The sequence below is a fragment of the Rhodopseudomonas palustris genome (assembly GCF_003226555.1).
Lineage (GTDB): Bacteria > Pseudomonadota > Alphaproteobacteria > Rhizobiales > Xanthobacteraceae > Rhodopseudomonas > Rhodopseudomonas palustris_I.
On the sequence record NZ_QKQS01000013.1, the window covers coordinates 58984 to 80042 of the forward strand.

Sequence of the window (21059 nt, forward strand, 5' to 3'; positions counted from 1 at the left end):
GTTCATTGACCCACGACCGCTTTGCCTCGAAGTTCGTTGCATCATGCGATTCACCTTCATTCACGCCGCCGACCTTCACATCGACAGCCCGCTGGCCGGGCTGCGGACCAAGAATGAGGACGTCGCGCAGCTGTTCGCCGCGGCCGGACGCAAGGCTGTTCAGGCGCTGGTCGACGAGACCATCGCCAGTGGCGCCGCGTTCCTGATCATCGCCGGCGACATCTTCGACGGCGACTGGAAGGACGTCACCACCGGGCTGTTCTTCGTCGGCGCCCTCGGCGCGCTGCATCGCGCCGGGATTCCGGTGTTCATCATCAAGGGCAATCACGACGCCGAAAGCCTGATGTCGCGTGGGCTGCCCTACCCGGACAGCGTCACGGTGTTTCCGACCAAGGCCGCGACGGTCGAACTCGAACATTATCGCGTGGCGCTGCACGGCCGCAGTTTCGCCGACCGGGTCAACGCCGATTTCGTCGCCGGCTATCCGGTGCGCCGCGAAGGCTGGCTCAATATCGGCGTGCTGCACACCTCGCTCGACGGCACCCGCGGCCATGAAGGCTACGCGCCGTGCAGCCTCGATGACCTCAAGCGATTCGGCTACGACTACTGGGCGCTCGGCCACGTCCACGCCGCCGAGATCGTCAGCCGCGATCCGTGGGTGGTGTTTCCGGGCAATCTGCAAGGCCGCAGCGTCCGCGAAACCGGACCCAAGGGCGCGATGCGCGTCACCGTCGAGGATGGTCGCATCGTCGACGTCACGCCGTTGGCGCTCGACGGCGCGCGCTGGGCGCATCTGACGATCGATCTGTCCGGCTGCACCGAGGAAGCGCAGATTCCCGCGCTAGTCGGTGAGCGGCTCGCCGAGCTGCATGGACGAAGCGAAGGCCGCGCGCTGGCGATCCGGGTGACGCTGACCGGCGCGACGCCGCTGCACGACAAGCTGTTGGTGCACCGCGAGACGCTGCAGGACGACCTGCGCGCCGGCGCACTGAAGCTCGCCGCCGATTGTTGGATCGAGCAGCTCAAGATCAAGACCTCGATGCCGGCGCGCGCCGCGGCCACTGAACTGAACGGCGACGACATCGACGTCGCCGCTCTGCTCGCCGAAGGCGCGCAGGATCCCGGTTTCGCCGCGGCTCTGGCCGAGCTGACCGAGACCATCAAGGCCAAGCTGCCGCGCGATCTGCACGATGAGTTCGACGCCTCCGAACTCATCGCCAGCCTGAGCGACGATGCGCGCGCGCTGCTGAGCGGAGAACTGTCGTGAGGATCGAGTGGCTGGCGCTTGAGCGCTACGGCATCTTCACCGACCGCGTGCTGTCGTTCGCGCCGCAGGCCTCGCTGCACGTCGTGCTCGGCGCCAACGAGGCCGGCAAGACCTCGGCGCTGACCGCGATCGGCGATCTGTTGTTCGGCTTCGGCGCTCGCACCGATTACGATTTCAAGCACGACAGCAAACTGCTGCGGATCGGCGGCAGCTTCCGCCATTCCGACGGCCGCCTGGTCGCGGCGCGCCGGCGCAAGGGCAACAAGAACACGCTGCTCGACGACGACGATCGTGCCCTGCCCGATGATCACTTCGCAGCCTTGCTCGGCGACGTCTCGCGCGTGACCTTCGACCGCGAATTCGGCATGACCGCGCAGGCGCTGCGCGACGGCGGCAGCAAGCTGCTCAGCGCCGGCGGCGATCTCGCCGAAACGCTGGCGGCGAGTTCGGCCGGCATGGCCGAGCTGTCGCGGATCAAGGATCGCCTGCAGCAGCAGGCCGACGACCTGTTCACGCCGCGCAAATCCGGCAGCAAGCCGTTTTATCTCGCGGCCGACCGCCGCGACGCCGCCGACAAGGAGCTGCGTGACGCCATCGTCACCCGCGAGGCACTGCGGCAACTGCAAGCCGCGGTGCAGGACGCCGAGGCGGAACTGGAGCGGCTGAAGATCGAGCACGCCGCCTGCGGCGGCAAGCTCGCGCGCTGGCAGCGAACGCAGCGGGTGCGTTCGCAACTCGCCCGGCTCGACCGCATCGAGACCGAGCTCGTGGCTCTGGCTGATCTGCCGGCCGTGACCGGTCAGGTGCTCGCCGAATGGCGCGCGGCGCTCGACGGCAAGACCGCGCTGGAGGCCGAGATCGCCGCGCTCGACGCCGCTGCCGCGGCAGATGCCGCCGAGCTGGCAACGATCGATGTCGACGAGGCGCTGTTGGCGGAAGCCGGCACGATCGAAGCGTTGCGCGAGCGGCTCGGCGCAGTGCGCAAGGCCGCGACCGATCTGCCTCGGCGCCGCCACGACCGCGCCGTCGCCGAGGCGGCGCTGGACGATTGTGCGCGCCGGCTCGGGCTTCCGTCCCATATCGAGCTGCTGGCTTCGCTGCCGACCGAACCGGCGCTCGCCGATGCCCGCGACCGCATCGAGAAGATGCGGCGCACCACGCAGGAGCTGGCCGAAATCGAAGCCCGGCATGCGCGGGCCAAGCGTGAGTTCGACGGCGCCGCCGCGACCGGCGATGATCCTCACCTCGTCGATCTCGAACCGCTGCGCCAGCGCTTCGAGGCGCTCGGCGACATTCCGGCGCAGGAAGACCGTTTGCGCCGGGATCGGGCCGCGCTCGCGGTCGAATGCGAAGCGATCGGTAGCGCCCTCGCCGCGCTCGATCCGGCGCCGGGCCCGCTCGACCGGGTGCGCGCGCTGCCGGTGCCAGACCGCGCCGTCATCACCAAATTCGCCAGCGCGTTCGAACTCAGCGAAACCGAATTGAAGCGGCTCGATGCCGAGATCGCCAAGTACGATGCGGCGATCACCGCGTCCGAAAAAGAGCTGGCCAAATTGTCGAGCGCCGGCGCGGTGCCGACCAAGGCCGATCTGGTCGCCGCGCGGCAGACACGCGACGAACGCCTCGGCGCGCTCTACGACGGGCTCGATGGCGATCGCGGCGAACGCCGGCTCCGGTTCGACGATGTCGCCGAAGCCTCGCGCACCATCGACGCCATCACCGACTCGCTGCTGACCGATACCGAACGCGCCGCGTTGCACGAGGACGTGCAGCGTCGACTTGCGGAAACGCGCAGCGAGCGCGAGCGCGTGATCGAAAAGCGCGCCGGCCTGCAGCAGGGACTCGCTGATATCACCGAGCGCTGGACCAAGGCCTGGGCTGCATCGGAACTGCGGCCGTCGGGGGCGGCCGAGATGCTGCGCTGGCGCGACCGGCTCGACGAGATCATCGCCAGACTGGCGAAATGCGACCAGCAGCGTGCCGGCATCGCCGCGCAGGAGATGGCGCTCGGCGACGGCAAGGCGGCGATCATCCGCTTTCTCGACAGCGTCGGCCGCCAGCCCGACGCGACCGCACCGGCGGGCGTGCTGTATCGCGAAGCCAAGGGGCGATACGATCAGCTGGTCGCGGCCTGGAGCGACGCCAAGGCTCGCGCCGCGACCCGCGACCGGATCGCGCGCGATCTGGCAGAGGCAGAGACCGCGCGCGCGGACTGCGAGCATCTGCTCGCCGAGCTCCGCCAGCATTGGCCGCAGACCATGACGGCGATCGGGCTCGCCGCCGACGCCTCGCCGGCTCAGGCCGAAGCCGCGCTGACGGTGTGGAGTTCGGTCGGCGTACCGCGCGCCAGTTACGAGCGCGAGGGCCGTAGCGTCGACACCATCACGTCGGACCTGCAGGAGTTCGACCGCGACGTCGCCGATCTCGTCGGCCGGGTCGCGCCGGATCTGACCAGCCTCGCTGCCCAGGACGCCGTCTCGCGCGTCGGCGAGCGGCTGGTCGAGGCGCGCCGCGTCAGCGAAGCCTGCCGCCGCCTGCACGACAATGCGGCCAAGTGTGCGATCGGTCGCAGCGCGCTGGTGGCTAAGCTCGCCGCGACCACCGAGACGCTTCAGCGCGCCGGCGAGGCGTTGGACGCCGAGATCGCCGCCGTGCCGGCGCTGCTGTCGCGGCTCGGCATTCGGCTGCAATTGCAGACCGAACAGACGGAGCTGCGCCGGCACCTGCTCGAAATCGCCGACGGTCACGACGAGACCGCGCTTCGTCAGGAGCGCGAGGGCATCGATTTCGACCGGCTGCAGGCCGACATTGCCAGCGCCACCGAACAACAGGCGCAGCTACTTAAGGACATCGCGGAGGCCTCCGCGACGCTGCATCAGCGGCAGCGCGAATGGGAGGCGCTGACCAAGGGCCGTGACGCCGCCGGTGCGGCCGTTCGGCGCCGCGATGCCGCGGCCGAGTTGCTCGGCATCGCCGAAGACTGGCTGCTACGCGCGGCGTCGGCGTTGCTGGCCCGCCGCGTGGTCGAGCTGCACCGCGCCAAGGTGCAGGATCCGATGGTCGCCCGCGCCGGTGAGCTGTTCGCGCTGGCGACGGCGGATGCCTTCGCGGGGCTGGGGATCGACTACGGCGATCAGGACGAGCCGACGCTGGTGGCGCGTCGCGCCTCGGGCGAGCGGGTGCCGCTGTCCGGACTGAGCGAGGGCACGCGCGATCAGCTGTTCCTGGCGCTGCGACTGGCGCTGCTCGAACGTCGCGCGTCCGAGCCGCTGCCGTTCATCGGCGACGATCTGCTCGCCAGCTTCGATGACCGGCGGACTCTGGCGACGTTGCGCCTGCTCGCCGAAGCCGGCCGGCAGCGCCAGATGATCCTGTTTACTCATCACCGCCATGTCGCCGAGCTCGCGCAGTCGCTGCCCGAGCATCAGGTCGATCTCGTCGAGCTGTAGAGGCTCCGCCGTCGCCGCGGATCGAGTGAGCCAAAACGTCGCATCGCTCAATAAGGGCTGTGCGCTGCCGCGCGGGTTCGACGCGGTTCAATGGTCTTGCTCCGGACGCTTCCAAGCCCCATAAAATGAATCCTAGCCAAGAACGTTGCCGAAAGGGCTGCGGAACGAAGAACTGGATCGGAAGGACCAAGAATGCCGCAGAACGTCTATCTTCTCGCGGTTCTCCTTCTCCCGTTCGTCGGCAGTCTGATTGCGGCCCTGCTACCGGCCAATGCACGGAATGCCGAGGCCTGGCTCGCCGCCGTGATCTCACTCGGCTGTCTGGGGCTGCTGGTTTTCTTGTATCCCGGCGCTGGGGCCGCGCCGATCCGCTATCAGCTCGATTGGCTGCCGCAGGCAGGCTTAAGCTTCACGCTGCGGCTGGACGGCTTTGCGTGGGCATTCGCCTGCCTGATCAGCGCGATCGGTTCGCTCGTCGTCCTGTATGCGCGCTACTACATGTCGCCGTCCGATCCGGTGCCGCGGTTCTTCTCGTTCCTGCAGGGCTTCATGGGCGCGATGCTGGGCATCGTGCTGTCCGGCAATCTGATCCAGCTGGTGTTCTTCTGGGAGCTCACCAGCCTGTTCTCGTTCCTGCTGATAGGCTACTGGCATCACAACGCCGCGGCCCGTGAGGGCGCCCGCATTGCGCTGACGGTCACGGGGACCGGCGGGCTGTGCCTGTTCGCCGGCGTCGTCCTGCTCGGCCATATCGTCGGCAGTTACGATCTCGACGCGGTGCTGGCGGCCGGCGCCGAGATCCGCGGCCACGCGCTGTATGTGCCGACGCTGATCCTGATCCTGCTCGGTGCGCTGACCAAGAGCGCGCAGTTCCCGTTCCATTTCTGGCTGCCGCGGGCGATGACCGCGCCGACCCCGGTGTCGGCCTATCTGCACTCCGCCACCATGGTGAAGGCCGGCGTGTTCCTGTTGGTGCGACTCTGGCCAGTGCTCGGCGGCACCAATGAATGGCTGTGGCTTGTCGGCACCGCCGGGCTCGCGACCTTCATCGTCGGCGCATACCTCGCGGTGTTCCAGCGCGACCTGAAGGGCCTGCTCGCCTACTCGACCATCAGCCATCTCGGCCTGATCACGCTGCTGATCGGCCTCGACCGGCCGCTGGCGCTAGTCGCGGCGATCTTCCACGTCTTCAACCATGCGACCTTCAAGGCGTCGCTGTTCATGGCGGCCGGCATCATCGACCACGAGACCGGCACGCGCGATCTCCGCCGCCTCAGCGGTCTGCGCAAGTTCATGCCGAAGACCGCCGCGTTGGCGATCGTCGCCGCCGCATCGATGGCCGGCGTGCCGCTGCTCAACGGCTTCCTGTCCAAGGAGATGTTCTTCGCCGAGACGATCGAGACCCACGACGGCTCGATGCTCGATGACGCCCTGCCCTATATCGTCACCGTCGCCAGCATGCTCACCGTGGCGTACTCGCTGCGGTTCATCCGCGAAGTGTTCTTCGGGCCGCCGCCCACCGACCTGCCGCGCACGCCGCACGAGCCGCCGCGCTGGATGCGGTTTCCGGTCGAGCTGCTGGTGCTGACCTGTCTGGTGGTCGGGATCGTGCCATCGCTGACGATCGGGCCGTTTCTGCAGATCGCCGTACATGCCGTACTCGGCGCGGCAACGCCGTATTACAGCCTCGCGGTGTGGCACGGCTTCAACTTGCCGCTGCTGATGAGCGTGATCGCGCTGATCGGCGGCGTCCTGCTATACCTTTTGTTGCGCAAACCGCTGCAGCATGGGCTGCGAAGCTCGCTGTTCGCCGGGCGCTTCAAGACACAGCGGCTGTTCGACCTCGTGCTGGTGACGGTATCTTGGCGCTGGGCGCGCGCCATTGAGCGGGTGTTCGGCACCCGCCGACTGCAGCCGCAACTGCTGCTGCTGGTCTGCGCCGCCCTGCTCGCCGCGGCATGGCCGGCGTTCCAGCGCGGCATCGCGATGGCCCCGGTGGCATTCGACGGCATCGATCCGGCGCTGGCGTTGGTGTGGACGGTCGGCATCGCCTGCGCGCTCGGCGGCGCCACGGTCGCCAAATTCCATCGCCTCGCAGCGCTGATCCTGATCGGCGGATCGGGGCTGACGACCTGTCTCACCTTCGTGTGGTTCTCCGCGCCGGATCTGGCGCTGACCCAGATCGGCGTCGAGATCGTCACCACGGTGTTGTTGCTGCTCGGACTGCGCTGGCTGCCGAAGCAGCTCGAGACCGGCGAAGTCACCGCCAACCGCGGCGTCCTCAAACGCGTGCAGCGGATCCGCGACCTCGCCGTCGCAACCGCCGCCGGCGCCGGTGTCGGGCTGCTGGCCTATGCGGTGATGACGCGCGCCGCACCGGACAGCATCGCGCAATTCTTTCTGCGGCACGCTTATTCCGACGGCGGCGGCACCAACGTGGTCAACGTCATCCTGGTGGACTTCCGCGGCTTCGATACGCTCGGTGAAATCACCGTGCTGGCGGTGGTGGCGCTGACGGTGTTCGCCCTGCTGCGCCGCTTCCGGCCCGCCGCCGACAGTATCGACATCCCCGAACAGCAGCGGCTGCAGGACGAACGCGACGATGCCGCCGCCGATCGGCGCAAGGGTGACACCATCGTCGATTATCTCGAAGTGCCGGCGATGATCATGCAGCTGTTGTTTCCGTTCATCTTCATTGCCGCGATGTACCTGTTGCTACGCGGGCACGATCAGCCGGGCGGCGGCTTCGTCGCCGGCATCGCGATGGCTGCGGCGCTGATCCTGCAATACATGGCGGGCGGTGCCCTCTGGATCGAGGCGCGGCTACGTATTCATCCGCTGCGCTGGATCGGCATCGGGCTGTTGCTGGCGCTGTTCACCGGCGCCGCGGCGTTGCCGCTGGCGCGGCCGTTCCTCACCTCGGCCTTCGCCTATGCGGACATTCCGTGGATCGGCAAGGTGCCGCTCGCCAGTGCGGCGCTGTTCGACCTCGGCGTGTTCTCGCTGGTAGTCGGTGCCACCGCGCTGATGCTGCTGGCGCTGGCGCACCAATCGATCCGCGGCCACCGCCGCCCTGCGGCCGGCCGCGCCGCAACGCCCGAGACCAACTGATGGAACTGATCGTCTCACTCGCCATCGCCGTGCTGACCGGCTCCGGAGTGTGGCTGCTGCTGCGGCCGCGCACCTTCCAGGTGATTATCGGCCTGGCGCTGCTGTCCTACGCGGTCAATCTGTTCATCTTCAGCATGGGCCGGCTCAAGGTCGGCGCCGCCGCCGTGCTGGAGAAAGGTCAGATCAGCGATCCGCAGGCATTCGCCGATCCGCTGCCGCAGGCGCTGGTGCTCACCGCCATCGTCATCAGCTTCGCCACCACGGCGCTGTTTCTGGTGGTGCTGCTGGCAGCGCGCGGCCTCACCGGGAACGACCACGTCGACGGTCGAGACCCCGAATGACGAACTGGACCGACCATCTGATCATCCTGCCGATCCTGCTGCCGCTCCTCGTCGGCGCGGCGATGCTGCTGATCGACGAGCGCCATCAGCAGATCAAGGCGTTCGCCAATCTCGGCTCGATCGTGCTGATGGGCGTCACCGCGCTGCTGCTGATGCGCGCGGCGGACACCGCGACCGTCACAGGCGCGGCACCGATCGCGGTGTACCGGCTCGGCGACTGGCCGGCGCCGTTCGCGATCGTGCTGGTCGCGGACCGGCTGTCGGCGCTGATGTTGGCGCTGACCAGCCTGCTCGCTTTCGCCGCCACAGTGTTCGCGACTGCTGGTTGGCAGCGGCTCGGCGCGCATTTCCATTCGCTGGTGCAGTTCCTACTGATGGGGCTGAATGGCGCGTTCCTGACCGGCGACCTGTTCAACCTGTTCGTGTTCTTCGAGCTGTTGCTGGCCGCGTCCTACGGTCTGGTGCTGCACGGCTCAGGACAAGCGCGGGTGCGCGCCGGGCTGCAGTACATCGCCGTCAACCTCACCGCCTCGGTGCTGTTCCTGATCGGGGTCAGCCTGATCTACGCGGTCACCGGCACGCTCAATATGGCCGATCTTGCAATCCGGATTCCGCACGTCCCACCTGAGGACCGCGCGCTGCTGGAAGCCGGCGCCGCCGTTCTCGGCGTCGCATTCATGGTCAAGGCCGGGATGTGGCCGCTGTGTTTCTGGCTGCCGACGACCTATGCGGCCGCAGCCGCGCCGGTCGCCGCGATGTTCGCGATCATGAGCAAGGTCGGCATCTACATCCTGCTGCGGCTGTCGCTGCTGTTCTTCGGCGCCGACAGCGGCGCCTCGGCGCTGTTCGGAACCCAGTGGCTGATCGCAGCCGGCATCGCCACCATCCTGTTCGGGCTGATCGGCGCGCTGGCGTCGCAGGAAATCTCGCGGCTGGCCGGCTACGCGGTGCTGGTGTCGTCCGGCACCGTGCTGGCGGTCGCAGCCGCCGCCGGCAAGCCGGACGTGACCGCTGCGGCGCTGTTCTATCTGGTCAATTCCACGCTGGCGATCGCCGCGTTCTTCATGCTGATCGAGCTGCTCGAACGCGGCCGTGACCCCGGCGCCGACATGCTGGCGGTGACACGCGAGGCCTATGGCGAGGACATGCCGGACGATCCGGACGCCGAGGAGGTCGGCCTCGTGATCCCGGCTTCGATGGCGATCCTCGGCTGGTGTTTCGTCGGCTGCGCCGCGGTGATCGCCGGGCTGCCGCCGGTGTCGGGCTTCATCGCCAAATTCGCGATGCTCACCGCCCTGCTCGGCGACGACGCCGCAGCGGGGATCTCGCCGATGAGCTGGACATTGCTGGCGCTGTTGATGCTGTCCGGCCTGACCATGCTGATTTCCATGACCCGCGCCGGCATTCGCACGCTGTGGTCGCCGACGGAGCGCGTCGATCCGCGGGTACGGCTGGCGGAGATCGTCCCGATCGCACTTCTCCTGCTCGGCTGCGTGGCGATGACCGTGCAGCCGCAGGCCGCGCTGAGCTACATGCAGGGGGCGGCGAATTCGCTGCATACGCCGTCGGCCTATACCGACAGCGTGCTGGCGCCGGTGCCGTCGCGGGTGAAGACGGGGGGCGGCTCATGAACAGGCTGTTGCCGTTTCCGCTGATCTCGCTGTGTTTGCTCGCGATGTGGCTGTGGCTCAGCCAGAGCCTCGCGCTTGGCCCGATTTTGCTCGGCAGCCTGTTCGCCCTGATCGGCGGCTGGCTGTTGCGGCTGCTGCAGTCCGATGCCGACCGCGTCCGCAATCCCGGCGCGATCATCCGCCTGAGCGGCCTGGTGCTGATCGACGTGATCCGCTCCAACATCGCGGTCGCCAGCATCATCCTCGGCGGCCAGCGCAACCGGATCACCTCCGGCTTCGTCGATATCCCGCTCGATCTGCGCAGCCGGCAGGGACTCGCTGTGCTGGCCTGCATCGTCACGTCAACGCCCGGCACATTGTGGGTGAACTTCGATCGGGAGACCGGCGTGGTGCAGCTTCACGTACTCGATCTGGTCGACGAGAACGAATGGATCGAGCGCATCAAAGGCCGCTACGAACGCTTGCTGTTGGAGATCTTCGAATGAGCGCTGCCGTGATGACATGGTCGATCGTGATCGCGCAGGTGATGCTCGCCGTCGCCATGGCGTGCGCCGCCTACCGGATGCTGATCGGCCCGCGCGCGCAGGATCGGGTGCTCGGGCTCGACACGCTGTACGTCAACGCCATGCTGCTGATGCTGACGGTCGGAATCCGCACCGGCAGCGACGTGTATTTCGAGGCGGCGCTGATCATCGCCCTGCTCGGCTTCGTCGGCACCGTGGCCCTGTCCAAATTCCTGATGCGCGGCGAGGTGATCGAATGACCCATGCGGCGGAACTTCCGGCCTGGGCGGCGTATTGCGTGGCGATGTTGGTGCTGCTCGGTGCCGGCATCACGTTGATCGGCTCGCTCGGAATGCTGCGGCTCGACGGGTTCTACCAGCGCGCCCACGCCCCCACGCTCGGCACCACATTCGGCACCGCCTTCATCTGCGGCGCGTCGATGCTGTGCTTCTCGCTGCTGGAATCGCGACCGCTGCTGCACGAGGTGCTGATCCTCGGCTTCGTCACCATCACCACCCCGGTGACCCTGATGCTGCTGGTGCGCGCCGCACTGTTCCGCGACACAGCGGAAGGGCATATCGACGACATCGTGCAGCGCGCCAGACGCAAGCCGGGCGACGAAGAGCCGCTCTGATCCCGTTCTGCCGGATCTACGAGCCGAAGTTCGCGTCCGGCCAGTAATGCCTGTCGCTGGTCGGCCGGGCGCCAAAGATCGCCTGCCCGACCCGCACCACGGTCGCCCCCTCCTCGATCGCAGTCTCGAAATCGCCCGACATGCCCATCGACAGTTGCGTCAGGTCGGAATGAACAGCCATCGCGTGGTCACGCAGGTTGCGGAGCAGCCGGAAGCACCGGCGAACCCGTTCCGTCTCGGTGCTGAAGATCGCCAGTGTCATCAGCCCGCGCGGCTTCAGCCGTGGATATTCGGATAGACGCCGGGCAAACGGAACGAGATCGCCGGGCGCAAGACCGTATTTGCTCGCCTCGCCGGAGGTGTTGACCTGCACGAACACGTCGAGGTCCCGCCCCTCCGCATCCAGGCGACGATTCAGTTCGTCGGCGAGGCGCAGACTGTCGAGCGCATGGAATTCGGTGGCAAGTTTGACGAGATACTTCACCTTGTTGGTCTGAAGGTGGCCGATGATCGACCAGCGGATCGGAAGATCCGCGAAGATGGCCTGCTTGTCGCGGGCCTCCTGGAGCTTGTTTTCGCCGAACTCCGAGATACCCGCCGCATAGGCGAGGCGAAGGACGTTAGCCGGCACTGTCTTGGTGACGGGCAGAAGATGCACGTCGTCAGGACTCCGCCCGCAGCGTCGGCAAGTGGCGGCGATGCGGTCCCGGACCAGTTTCAGGTTAGTGGCAAAGGCTGCGGCGGGATCGGCGCCGAAACGTGCGATCTCATCCGGAGAGAGTTCGGGGGTGGCAGGCATCGTGATGTGAGACCGCCCTGATCAGTAAGGCAACGGAAAGTTCGCGGCGAGCCGCTGAACGCGCGCGGCGATGCCTTGCCGCTCGGCATCCAGCGTCCCGGCACGGACGGCGTGCAGCGTACCGAGCACAAGGCTGGCGATCTCGCGATATTGGTCCGCGCCGAAGCCGCGGGAGGTGCCGGCCGCCGTGCCGACGCGGATGCCCGACGTCACCATCGGCTTCTCCGGATCATTCGGGATCGCGTTCTTGTTGAGCGTGATCCCCACCTGCTCCAAGGCACGCTCGGCGATATTGCCGGTCACGCCGAACGGCCGCAGATCGACGACCGCCAGATGGCAATCGGTGCCGCCGGAGGTGATCGTCAGTCCGCCATCCGCAAGCGCTTCCGCCAGGACACGGCAATTCTCGACGACGGCGCGCGCATAGTCTCTGAACTCCGGTTGCAGCGCTTCGCCGAAGGCGACGGCCTTGGCGGCGATGACATGCATCAGCGGGCCGCCCTGCAGCCCAGGGAACGTCGCCGAGTTGATCTTCTTGGCGACGTCCGCATCATTGGTCAGTACGAACCCGCCGCGCGGCCCGCGCAGCGTCTTATGCGTCGTCGAGGTAACGACATCGGCGAACGGAACCGGCGACGGATAGACGCCGCCGGCAACAAGTCCAGCGAAATGCGCCATGTCGACCAATAGGACAGCGCCGATCTCGTCGGCGATCTGACGGAAGCGGCCGAAATCCAGGATCCGCGGATAGGCCGAGCCACCGGCGATCAGAACCCGCGGCCGGTGCTGGCGCGCGAGCTCGGCGACCCGATCCATGTCGATCCGGTGCGTCTCCGGATCGACGCCATAGCTGACGGCCCTGAACCAGCGGCCCGACATGTTGACCGTCGCCCCATGGGTGAGATGGCCGCCGGCCTTCAGATCGAGGCCGAGGATCGTATCGCCGGGCGCGAGCAGCGCGAGAAACACCGCCTGATTGGCCTGGCTGCCCGAATGCGGCTGGACGTTAGCGTGAGCGCTGCCGAACAGCTGATTGACGCGCGCAATCGCCAGATCCTCGATTGCGTCGACATTCGCGCAACCGCCGTAGTAGCGCCGATGCGGATAGCCCTCGGCGTATTTGTTGGTCAGCACCGAGCCTTGCGCATCGAGAACCGCCCGGCTGACGAAGTTCTCCGAAGCGATCAGCTCGATCGAGCAACGCTGGCGGCTTTCTTCGTCTGCGATCGCAGCGGCGACCACATGGTCGGCCGCGGCTAAGCCGACGGCGCTCACGCTCGGGTGAGCGACGGAGTGCAAGGCGTGCTGCGCGATCGATGTGCCCATGGCTGATCTCCTTGACCTGGACGACTATGCTGCTGCGCGCATCGGAAGCGTCGCGGCATCGTCGATGAGCAGCACCTAGCACGGGCTTGGTCTGGACATCCCCTCCACTTCCGGAGCCTCGACCCAACCAATTGCCGGCGGCGAGACGCATCACCGGCTCAGGATTTGGTCGCCGCCCGCAGCGCTTTGGCCAAGTTCTTCACCGCGGTTTCGATCTCGAGCGGCGTGTAGGCAGCAAAGCCCATCAGAAAGCCGGGCTCGCCGTCGCGGCCGTGATGCAGCCCCGACAATCCTAGCAACTCGATCCCGGCACGGCGCGCTGCGTCGACCGCAGTTCGCTCCGGTAGGTCACATGTCAGCATGCAGGGCAGTTGCAGGCCGCCGACCGGAATCCGCGGCTCGACGAAATCGGATAGATACTTGCCGACCAGCCGGGCCAGCACGTCGAGGCGTTCGGCATAGACGGCGCGCATCGTGCGCACATGCGCGCCGAAATGTCCGCCCTCCATGAAACGGGCCAGCGTGAACTGCGCCATCGAGGCGCTGTGCCCGTCCAGCAGCGTGCGGGCAACCGTCATCGGCGTCACGAGCTGAGGCGGTAAGACGACGTAGCCGATCCGCAAGCCGGGAAACATCGATTTGGTGAAGGTGCCGATGTAGACGGTCCGGTCGTGCGGATCGAGGCCTTGCACGCAAGCGGTCGGCTTGCCGGCGTAGTGGAATTCGCTGTCGTAATCGTCCTCGATGATCCAGGTCTGATGTCGCGCCGCCCATTCGATCAGTGCGAGGCGGCGATCCAGCGCCAGCGTCGCGCCGGTCGGAAACTGGTGCGAAGGCGTGAGGAACACCGCCTTGGCCCGGCGCGGTTGGGCGGTGATCTGGTCGACGACAAGGCCGTGACGATCGACCGGAATCGGAACGCATTCCAGCCCTGCGGCATCGAACGCTTTGCGGGCACCGTAATAGGCGGGATCTTCGATGAAGATCCGATCGCCGGGATCGAGCAGCATGTTCGCGCACAGCGACATCGCCTGCTGCGAACTGGTGAGCACCAAGACCCGATCAGCGGAGGCGCGCGCGCCGCGCTCGAGGTTGACATAGTCGGCAATGGCGCGGCGAAGCGGCTCGGTGCCTTGCGGATCGCAGTGCAGCAAGGTCTGTGCGCCGAGCTCCTTCCGGGCCTGGCGCTCCAGTCGATCCCAGAGCTGAACCGGGAACGTGCGGGTTTCCGGCACGCCATGGACGAACGGCCTCGGCAGCAGCTGCTCGCGAACGCCGCCGCTCTGGAACATGGCGGCGCCGCGCCTGCTGAGAGTCGGCGCCCGGCTGCGGAGCAGCGCATCCCGCTGCGACAGTCGGCGGCCCGGCTTGAACTCCGTCATCTCCGCCACGAAGCTGCCGCTGCCGACGCGTCGGTCGATGAAGCCTTCGGCGTGAAGCTGGCCGTAGGCGAGTTCAATCGTATCACGCGATACCCCCAGCGATTTGGCGAGCGCACGCGAGGCGGGCAGCGGTTTGCCCGCCGCCAGCGCCCCGTCGACGATCAGTTGCCGGATGGCGCGCTGAACCCGCGCGTAAAGCGGCATCACCGCGTGGGCCGGGTGGGCGACCCATGCCTGCACCGACTCGAGCTGGGAGTGCTTGAACAAATGGTCTGCTCGTCTTGTGGATAATGGAGGGGCTCATCAGGCCATCGAACGGCTAAATGTCAATGCGGCCATGTCTGACGGTCTTCAGTCAGGAAGCGGAAGGCGAGCTTCCGCCTCGGCGACTCCCCCATCCGTCATCGCCGGCCTGATCTCGAAGAACGTCAAAGACGGCGGCGCATTCTGGGGCCTGCTGATCGGTGGACTCGCCTATCTTGTCCTCAACGGCCGCGGACCTTACAGCGTGACCGCCGCTGTCGCTGCGACTGACACGGCAGCGAAATGAACCACGGGACCACGCCGATGACGACGTCCATCATCTCGATCCAAAGCCAGGTCGTGCACGGCCACGTCGGCAACAGCGCCGCGGTACTGCCGATGCAGGCCCATGGGTTGACCGTGGCGGCGGTGCCGACAACGCTGCTCTCCAACCATCCGGGCTTTGCGACCACGCGCGGGCGGGTGCTGGACGCCGAACTGGTCGGTGACCTGCTGCGCGGGGTCGAGGAACGCGGACTGATCGAGAGCAGCCGCTTCATCGTGTCCGGCTATCTCGGTTCGCGCGCCAATGGCGACGTGGTCGCTGCCTTCGTCAAACGAGCAAGACAGCTCAATCCCGCCATCACCTACATCTGCGATCCGGTGATGGGAGACACCCATGTCGGGACCTTCGTCGCCGATCAGGTCGTCGACTGCATCTGCAAAGAGCTGGTCCCGCTCGCGGATCTGCTGACGCCCAACCAGTACGAGGTCGGGCTGATCGCAGGCGGCCCGCCATCGACATGGCCCGAGCTCGAGGCGGCGGTGCATCAGATCCAGACTGCGCGGCACGCCAATGTGGTCGTCACCAGCTGCAGGCTGGCGGATACGCCGCACGACTCGCTGGAGAACCTCGTGTTCGAGGGCACCACCTCCACGCGCCTGCCCTCGCCGCGCCTGGAGCTGGCAGCGGCCGGAACCGGCGATCTCTACGCCGGCCTGCTGACGGCAGGACTGGCGCATGATCTCAGTCTCGTCGATGCGGCGCGCCGCGCCGCCGCCATCGTGCTCGACGTGCTGAAGCGCACCATGGCCGCCGGTGAACGCGAGATGCAGCTTGCCGGCGTCATCGATGCGCTCAGCCCCGGCTGCAAGCAGCCGCCTCGATGACGCGGGAAGATGATTGCATTCGCAGTGTCCGGCGTGCGGCGCCTGCCCGTTAAAGCCCCGGTGACACCCAGGCGGTCGAGATCGCACCGCTGGCGTTCAAGGCGATCCGCCAATACAGCGGCCGCTGCAGATGCTGGACGAGATAGACGTCGACGCCGCCTTGGCCGACGCCGACGAATTCGATCGAGCGGGCCGGTCCGGCGTCGCTGATCTCGGTCTGCAGCGCGGGCAGCTGTTGTCTGGTCGCGTCTGCGACCACCTCCGTCATCTCGTCGTAGCTCGGTTGCCCGTTGCGAATTCCGTCGATCAGGCGGTGCAACGCGGCCTGGGTGCCGGGGCTCGGCCGGCGGCTCGTCAGTCGCTCGGTGATCTCGTGTTCGATCCGCCGCGCCGCATCGGCGTCGATCCGCGGCATCGGAACGTCGAGGCCGTTCTGGTGCAGCACCAGCGATTGCGCCGCGCCCGCCGCATCGGTCACGAAGCTGATCTGCGCGTTGACGATCCTGGCGAAGAACTTGGTGCGGCTCTCGGCGAACAGCGGCACGGCGGGCTGACCGGTGAGCCGCGAGACCAGCCGGCCGTCCTCGCGGCTGATCGTCATCACGCCATGATCGGCGAGCTCATATAATCCGACGTAGCGATCGAGGATCTCGGGATCGAGCCGGATCTCCTGCGGCTCGGATCTGTCATCCCGCGCGCCCGACGAGCCCGGCGCCGAGCCGCCGGCCGACTGCACGGCCGCGGACAGCACGTTCCAGTTCTGGCAGCCCAAAACCTTGGCGATCAGTTCCAGGCTCTCGCTGTGGGTGAGTTCGGCTTTCGGCTTGATGGCCTCGCGCAGTGTCTGCGCCATGGCCTTTGCGTCGCGGAAATCGCGCATCATGAACCCTCTGCAGGGCGAACTGATCAGGTCAGATGCTTGCGTTACTGACTCCGTTCGCCTCGGCAAGAGGGAGATACGGGTCGCTCCGATACATTCACCAATCCCCGGATGGGGCGCAAGCGGCGGGTCGTATCCACCCGATGCGGATCCTGGCGTGTGCCGAACCCGATGTCAAACCTCGGCACCGCCGCAAGCCATCGCGGCCACGCGGCGCGATGCCGCGGGCCGGATCGCACCAAGACGATTAGTTCTTCGGAGCGGCTTCGCCAGCCTCGCCCTTCGGGCCTGCATCGCCCTTCGGCCCGGCGTCGCCCTTGGGACCAGCGTCACCCTTCGGGCCGGCGGGGCCAGCCGGACCGGCGGGACCAGCCTCGCCCTTCGGGCCGGCGGGACCAGCGGGACCTGCATCACCCTTTGGACCGGCAGGACCGGCCGGACCCGCGGGGCCAGCATCGCCCTTCGGCCCGCGCTGGCCGCAATTGGCGACGATAAGATCCTTGGCTGTCTGGTCACCGGCCTTCACATCGATCTTGCAGGTCTCGGGCAGGTAGCTGAGCGAGAACTTGAAGCGGCGCGACGACGAGCTCTTGACCTTGTCACCGGTGCCGATGACTTCGACCTCTTGCCCGCCCTTGGCGGTCTTGCCGGTGATCACCAGCTTGCCGTGCTCGATCGCCACGGTATCGAGATCGAGAGCCAGCGCGTTCGTCGACGTCATCACCACGATCGCCGCCCCTACCAATAAGGATCCTCGCACCATCCAGCTTCCCCTCATGTCCTCACGGCGTCGCCAGCCGCGCTGCAACGCGGTCGCGGACCATCCGCGACCGCCTGAATCATAACCCAACATCCGCGGCAGCATAGCCGGCAGCCTGTGACATTTTTTTCCGCGCGCCATCGGACGATCCTTCCCCGCAGCACGCGACCGCCATTGCGAACAAAGCAGGAATCTGGAAGCGTCCGCTGTTCATCCGATAGGCGCTGATTCGTGTCTTTGCCCGCCCCGATCCTCGACGGACTCAATCCAGAGCAGCGCAGCGCCGTCGAGCACGGCGCGGCGGCAGGGAACTGCCCGCCGCTGCTGGTGATCGCCGGCGCCGGTAGCGGCAAGACCAACACGCTGGCGCACCGGGTTGCGCATCTGGTGGTCGGCGGTGCCGATCCGTACCGCATCCTGCTGATGACGTTCTCGCGCCGCGCCGCTGCCGAGATGACCCGCCGGGTCGAACGGATCGCCCGCAAGGTGCTGGGCGATCGCGCCTCGGCGCTGAGCGGCGGTCTGCATTGGGCCGGCACGTTCCACGGCATCGGCGCAAGGCTGCTGCGCGACTACGCCGAACGGATCGGACTCGATCCGGGCTTCACCATCCACGACCGCGAAGATTCCGCCGACCTGATGAATCTGGTCCGCCACGATCTCGGCTTCTCCAAGACCGACGCCCGGTTTCCGGCCAAGGCGACCTGCCTGTCGATCTACTCACGCTGCGTGAACGCCGGCCAGCCTCTCGATGTGGTGCTCGGCGCCAACTATCCGTGGTGCGCCGGCTGGGCCGCCGAACTGAAGCAATTGTTCGCCGCTTACGTCGAGGCCAAGCAGCGCCACAATGTGCTCGATTACGACGACCTGTTGCTGTACTGGGCGCAGGTGATGGAGGAGCCGGCCTTCGCCGAAGAGATCGGCGGCCGGTTCGATCACGTGCTGGTCGACGAGTATCAAGACACCAACGCGTTGCAGGCGCGGGTGCTGCTGGCTCTGAAGCCCGACGGCGCCGGCCTCACCGTGGTCGGCGACGACGCCCAGGCGATCTATTCGTTTCGCGCCGCCACGGTGCGCAACATTCTCGACTTCCCGAAGGCGTTCAATCCGCCAGCCCGCGTCGTCACGCTGGACCGCAACTATCGTTCGACCCAGGCGATCCTGTCGGCCGCCAACGGCGTGATCGATTTGGCGCGTGAGCGCTTCACCAAGAATTTGTGGACCGACCGCGCCGAGGGCGCGCGGCCGCTACTGGTCGGCGTCCGCGACGAGGCCGATCAGGCGCGCTACATCGTCGAGCGCGTGCTCGACGCCCGCGAAGGCGGCGCGACGCTGAAGCAGCAGGCGGTGCTGTTCCGCACCTCGTCGCATTCGGCACCCCTCGAACTCGAGCTGACCCGTCGCAACATCCCGTTCGTCAAGTTCGGCGGGCTGAAGTTCCTCGACGCCGCGCACGTCAAGGACATGCTGGCGCTGCTGCGCTTCGTGCAGAACCCACGCGACCGCGTCGCCGGCTTCCGGGTGATGCTGCTGATGCAGGGCGTCGGCCCGGCGTCGGCGCAGAAGGCGCTCGATGCGATCACCGCCGCGGCCGACCCGCTCGGCATGCTCGCCACCCTGCCTGCACCACCGCGCGCCGGCGCCGACTGGCGCGGCTTCGTCGAGGCGGTGCAGGAGCTACGCAGCGGCGAGGCCGGCTGGCCGGCCGAGATCGAGCGGGCTCTGATCTGGTACGCGCCGCATCTCGATCGCATTCACGAGGACGCCGAAACCCGCCGCACCGACCTGGTGCAGCTGGCGCAGATCGCATCAGGCTATCCGTCGCGCGAGCGCTTCCTCACCGAGCTGACGCTCGATCCGCCGGATGCGACCTCCGATCAGGCCGGCGTACCGACGCTCGACGACGACTATCTGATCCTGTCGACGATCCATTCCGCCAAGGGCCAGGAATGGAAACAGGTGTTCGTGCTCAACGTCGTCGACGGCTGCATGCCGTCCGACCTCGGCACCGGCACCTCGGCCGAGATCGAGGAAGAGCGCCGCCTGCTCTATGTCGCGATGACGCGGGCGAAGGACGATCTGCACCTGGTGGTGCCGCAACGCTTCTTCACCCACGGCCAGAACGCCCAAGGCGATCGCCACGTCTACGCGGCCCGCACCCGCTTCATTCCCGAGCGTCTGCTGCCGCTGTTCGAGCGAACCACCTGGCCCCGTGTCACGCCCGAAGCCGCCGTGGCCGCAGCCCAGCGCGTCCCGCGCATCGACATCAACTCGCGGATGCGGCGGATGTGGACGTGATAACGATCACGCCGCCGCGCTGGTGGTAATCGTTCCACCATTGGCGTTGTCGACGATCACCGGGCTGTCGAACCAGCTCATCACCGGTTCGGCACCGTAAAGCGCCGCGACGCGGGCGCGCCATTCGCCGGCATAGACGGCTTCGGCGGCCTCGCGGCTCTCCCACAGATAGATGCCGCCGGCGGTCGCGCCGTCTTCGGAGCGAATGTAATATTTGCGGATCAGGCCCGGCAGCTTTTGGTATTTCGGCGCGCTGCTCTCGAACCGCTTCTTGGCCTCCTCCAGGCTGATCGGCGTCGCCATGTGAAACTGCACAACGGTGGTGATCATCGATGCCTCCTCGGTATTTTGGGCAATATAACGCTTCCGCGGTCCGGCGTCGCCTCACCGTCCCCGGAACCGCGGCTTGCGGCGCTGCAGGAAGGCCTCGACGCCTTCGCGGTGATCGGCGCTGAAGCCGGCAAGCGCGAATTGATCGAGGTCCATGTGGCTGGCGAGATCGTCGAGCGCATGGGTCAGCCGGTTGACCGTCAGCTTGGTCATCGCCACCGACATCGGCGGCTGCGCGGCAATCTTGTCGGCGAGCGCGAGGGCCCGCGTCAACGCCTGCCCCGGCTCGGCGATCTCCTCGACCAGTCCCCAGTCGTGCGCCTCGGTGGCGCTGATGCGGTCGTCGGCCAGGATCACCGCCTGCTTGGTGCGCGCCGGCCCGATCAGATGCAGCATCCGCGGCACGCTCTGCCAGCTCATGTTCATGCCGAGGCCGATCTCCGGCACCCGCAGATGCGCGTCGCGGGCCATCACCCTGAAATCCAGCGCAACCGCCAGCGCCACGCCGCCGCCGACACAGAAGCCTTCGATCGCTGCGATCGTGACCTGCTCCACCTCGTGCCACGCCCGCGTCAACCGCGGTCCGATCTTAAGATGCCGGCGCAGCGCACCGAGATCCATCTCGGCCCGGCTGCGGCCCTCCGGGTCCTTCAGATCGAAGCCGGCGCTGAACGCGGTTGCGCTGCCGGCCAGCACCACCACCGAGGTGTTCGCATCATCCTCGAAACTGCGCGCTGCGTCGGTCAGTTGCCGCATCGCGTCTGGCGACAGCGCGTTGAGGCCGTCACCACGATCGAACCTGACGATCGCCACCCGTCCTTCCGGCCCCAGTCCCCGTTCGATGCTGACGCACCCGCTCATCCTGTTCCTCCCCGGTCGTTGCTTTGGTTGCTCCGAGCCTAGCAGCCTCGCGGCTCGACAGCGCAGCAAAATCC

18 protein-coding genes are annotated in these 21059 nt (G+C 67.2%); 11 read left to right on the plus strand and 7 right to left on the minus strand.

Going from position 1 to position 21059, the window contains the following annotated elements; translation table 11 throughout:
• Positions 1-43: 43 nt before the first annotated feature.
• The 8 genes from DNX69_RS08000 (at position 44) to mnhG (ending at position 10936) form a co-directional block, all read left to right on the plus strand.
• A complete protein-coding gene (locus tag DNX69_RS08000; RefSeq protein WP_110785490.1) occupies positions 44-1267 on the plus strand; it encodes a metallophosphoesterase family protein in 1224 nt (407 codons plus the stop codon).
• Positions 1264-4716 carry a YhaN family protein gene (locus DNX69_RS08005; protein WP_110785491.1) on the plus strand — a complete coding sequence of 1151 codons (3453 nt, stop codon included), beginning with the start codon at positions 1264-1266 and terminating at the stop codon, positions 4714-4716. The genes DNX69_RS08000 and DNX69_RS08005 overlap by 4 nt, the downstream gene beginning before the upstream one ends.
• A 192-nt stretch (positions 4717-4908) precedes the next feature.
• Positions 4909-7827, plus strand: a complete 2919-nt coding sequence (locus DNX69_RS08010) for a monovalent cation/H+ antiporter subunit A (protein ID WP_110785492.1) — start codon at positions 4909-4911, stop codon at positions 7825-7827.
• Positions 7827-8168 carry a Na+/H+ antiporter subunit C gene (locus DNX69_RS08015; protein WP_110785493.1) on the plus strand — a complete coding sequence of 114 codons (342 nt, stop codon included), beginning with the start codon at positions 7827-7829 and terminating at the stop codon, positions 8166-8168. Before DNX69_RS08010 ends, DNX69_RS08015 begins: the two co-directional genes overlap by 1 nt.
• Positions 8165-9799 carry a monovalent cation/H+ antiporter subunit D gene (locus DNX69_RS08020; protein ID WP_110785494.1) on the plus strand — a complete coding sequence of 545 codons (1635 nt, stop codon included), beginning with the start codon at positions 8165-8167 and terminating at the stop codon, positions 9797-9799. Before DNX69_RS08015 ends, DNX69_RS08020 begins: the two co-directional genes overlap by 4 nt.
• On the plus strand, positions 9796-10284 hold the full coding sequence (locus tag DNX69_RS08025; RefSeq protein WP_110785495.1) for a Na+/H+ antiporter subunit E: 489 nt from the start codon (positions 9796-9798) through the stop codon (positions 10282-10284). The genes DNX69_RS08020 and DNX69_RS08025 overlap by 4 nt, the downstream gene beginning before the upstream one ends.
• Complete coding sequence (locus tag DNX69_RS08030) at positions 10281-10562, plus strand: K+/H+ antiporter subunit F (protein WP_110785496.1); 282 nt, start codon at positions 10281-10283, stop codon at positions 10560-10562. Before DNX69_RS08025 ends, DNX69_RS08030 begins: the two co-directional genes overlap by 4 nt.
• Positions 10559-10936, plus strand: coding sequence for a monovalent cation/H(+) antiporter subunit G (mnhG, locus tag DNX69_RS08035; RefSeq protein WP_110785497.1), 378 nt, complete (start codon positions 10559-10561; stop codon positions 10934-10936). Before DNX69_RS08030 ends, mnhG begins: the two co-directional genes overlap by 4 nt.
• 16 nt (positions 10937-10952) lie before the next feature.
• On the opposite strand, the gene DNX69_RS08040 is transcribed toward mnhG, so the two are convergent.
• The 3 genes from DNX69_RS08040 to DNX69_RS08050 all read right to left on the minus strand — a co-directional run bounded on the left by DNX69_RS08040 (position 10953) and on the right by DNX69_RS08050 (position 14710).
• A complete protein-coding gene (locus DNX69_RS08040) occupies positions 10953-11735 on the minus strand; it encodes a YggS family pyridoxal phosphate-dependent enzyme (RefSeq protein WP_110785498.1) in 783 nt (260 codons plus the stop codon).
• 21 nt (positions 11736-11756) lie between these two features.
• On the minus strand, positions 11757-13061 hold the full coding sequence (locus DNX69_RS08045; RefSeq protein ID WP_110785499.1) for a serine hydroxymethyltransferase: 1305 nt from the start codon (positions 13059-13061) through the stop codon (positions 11757-11759).
• 158 nt (positions 13062-13219) lie between these two features.
• On the minus strand, positions 13220-14710 hold the full coding sequence (locus tag DNX69_RS08050; protein WP_110785500.1) for a PLP-dependent aminotransferase family protein: 1491 nt from the start codon (positions 14708-14710) through the stop codon (positions 13220-13222).
• Here DNX69_RS08050 and DNX69_RS08055 point away from each other — a divergent pair.
• Entirely contained in the window at positions 14703-14993 is a 291-nt protein-coding gene (locus tag DNX69_RS08055; RefSeq protein WP_133255989.1) for a hypothetical protein, read from the plus strand. The genes DNX69_RS08050 and DNX69_RS08055 overlap by 8 nt on opposite strands.
• Complete coding sequence (gene pdxY, locus DNX69_RS08060) at positions 14990-15856, plus strand: pyridoxal kinase (RefSeq protein ID WP_110785502.1); 867 nt, start codon at positions 14990-14992, stop codon at positions 15854-15856. Before DNX69_RS08055 ends, pdxY begins: the two co-directional genes overlap by 4 nt.
• A 49-nt stretch (positions 15857-15905) precedes the next feature.
• Here the strand turns inward: pdxY and DNX69_RS08065 are convergent, their stop codons facing one another.
• On the minus strand, positions 15906-16739 hold the full coding sequence (locus tag DNX69_RS08065) for a DUF3471 domain-containing protein (protein WP_349626962.1): 834 nt from the start codon (positions 16737-16739) through the stop codon (positions 15906-15908).
• Positions 16740-16983: 244 nt separating this feature from the next.
• On the minus strand, positions 16984-17457 hold the full coding sequence (locus DNX69_RS08070; protein ID WP_425327297.1) for a collagen-like protein: 474 nt from the start codon (positions 17455-17457) through the stop codon (positions 16984-16986).
• A gap of 270 nt (positions 17458-17727) precedes the next feature.
• Here DNX69_RS08070 and DNX69_RS08075 point away from each other — a divergent pair, with 270 nt between their 5' ends.
• Positions 17728-19794: an ATP-dependent helicase gene (locus DNX69_RS08075; RefSeq protein ID WP_110785504.1), complete on the plus strand. Its 2067-nt coding sequence runs from the start codon at positions 17728-17730 to the stop codon at positions 19792-19794.
• A gap of 6 nt (positions 19795-19800) precedes the next feature.
• On the opposite strand, the gene DNX69_RS08080 is transcribed toward DNX69_RS08075, so the two are convergent.
• Together DNX69_RS08080 and DNX69_RS08085 are read right to left on the minus strand one after the other, a co-directional pair.
• Positions 19801-20124: a YdhR family protein gene (locus tag DNX69_RS08080; RefSeq protein ID WP_110785505.1), complete on the minus strand. Its 324-nt coding sequence runs from the start codon at positions 20122-20124 to the stop codon at positions 19801-19803.
• Between the two features lie 54 nt (positions 20125-20178).
• A complete protein-coding gene (locus DNX69_RS08085) occupies positions 20179-20985 on the minus strand; it encodes an enoyl-CoA hydratase/isomerase family protein (RefSeq protein WP_110785506.1) in 807 nt (268 codons plus the stop codon).
• Positions 20986-21059 lie beyond the last annotated feature (74 nt).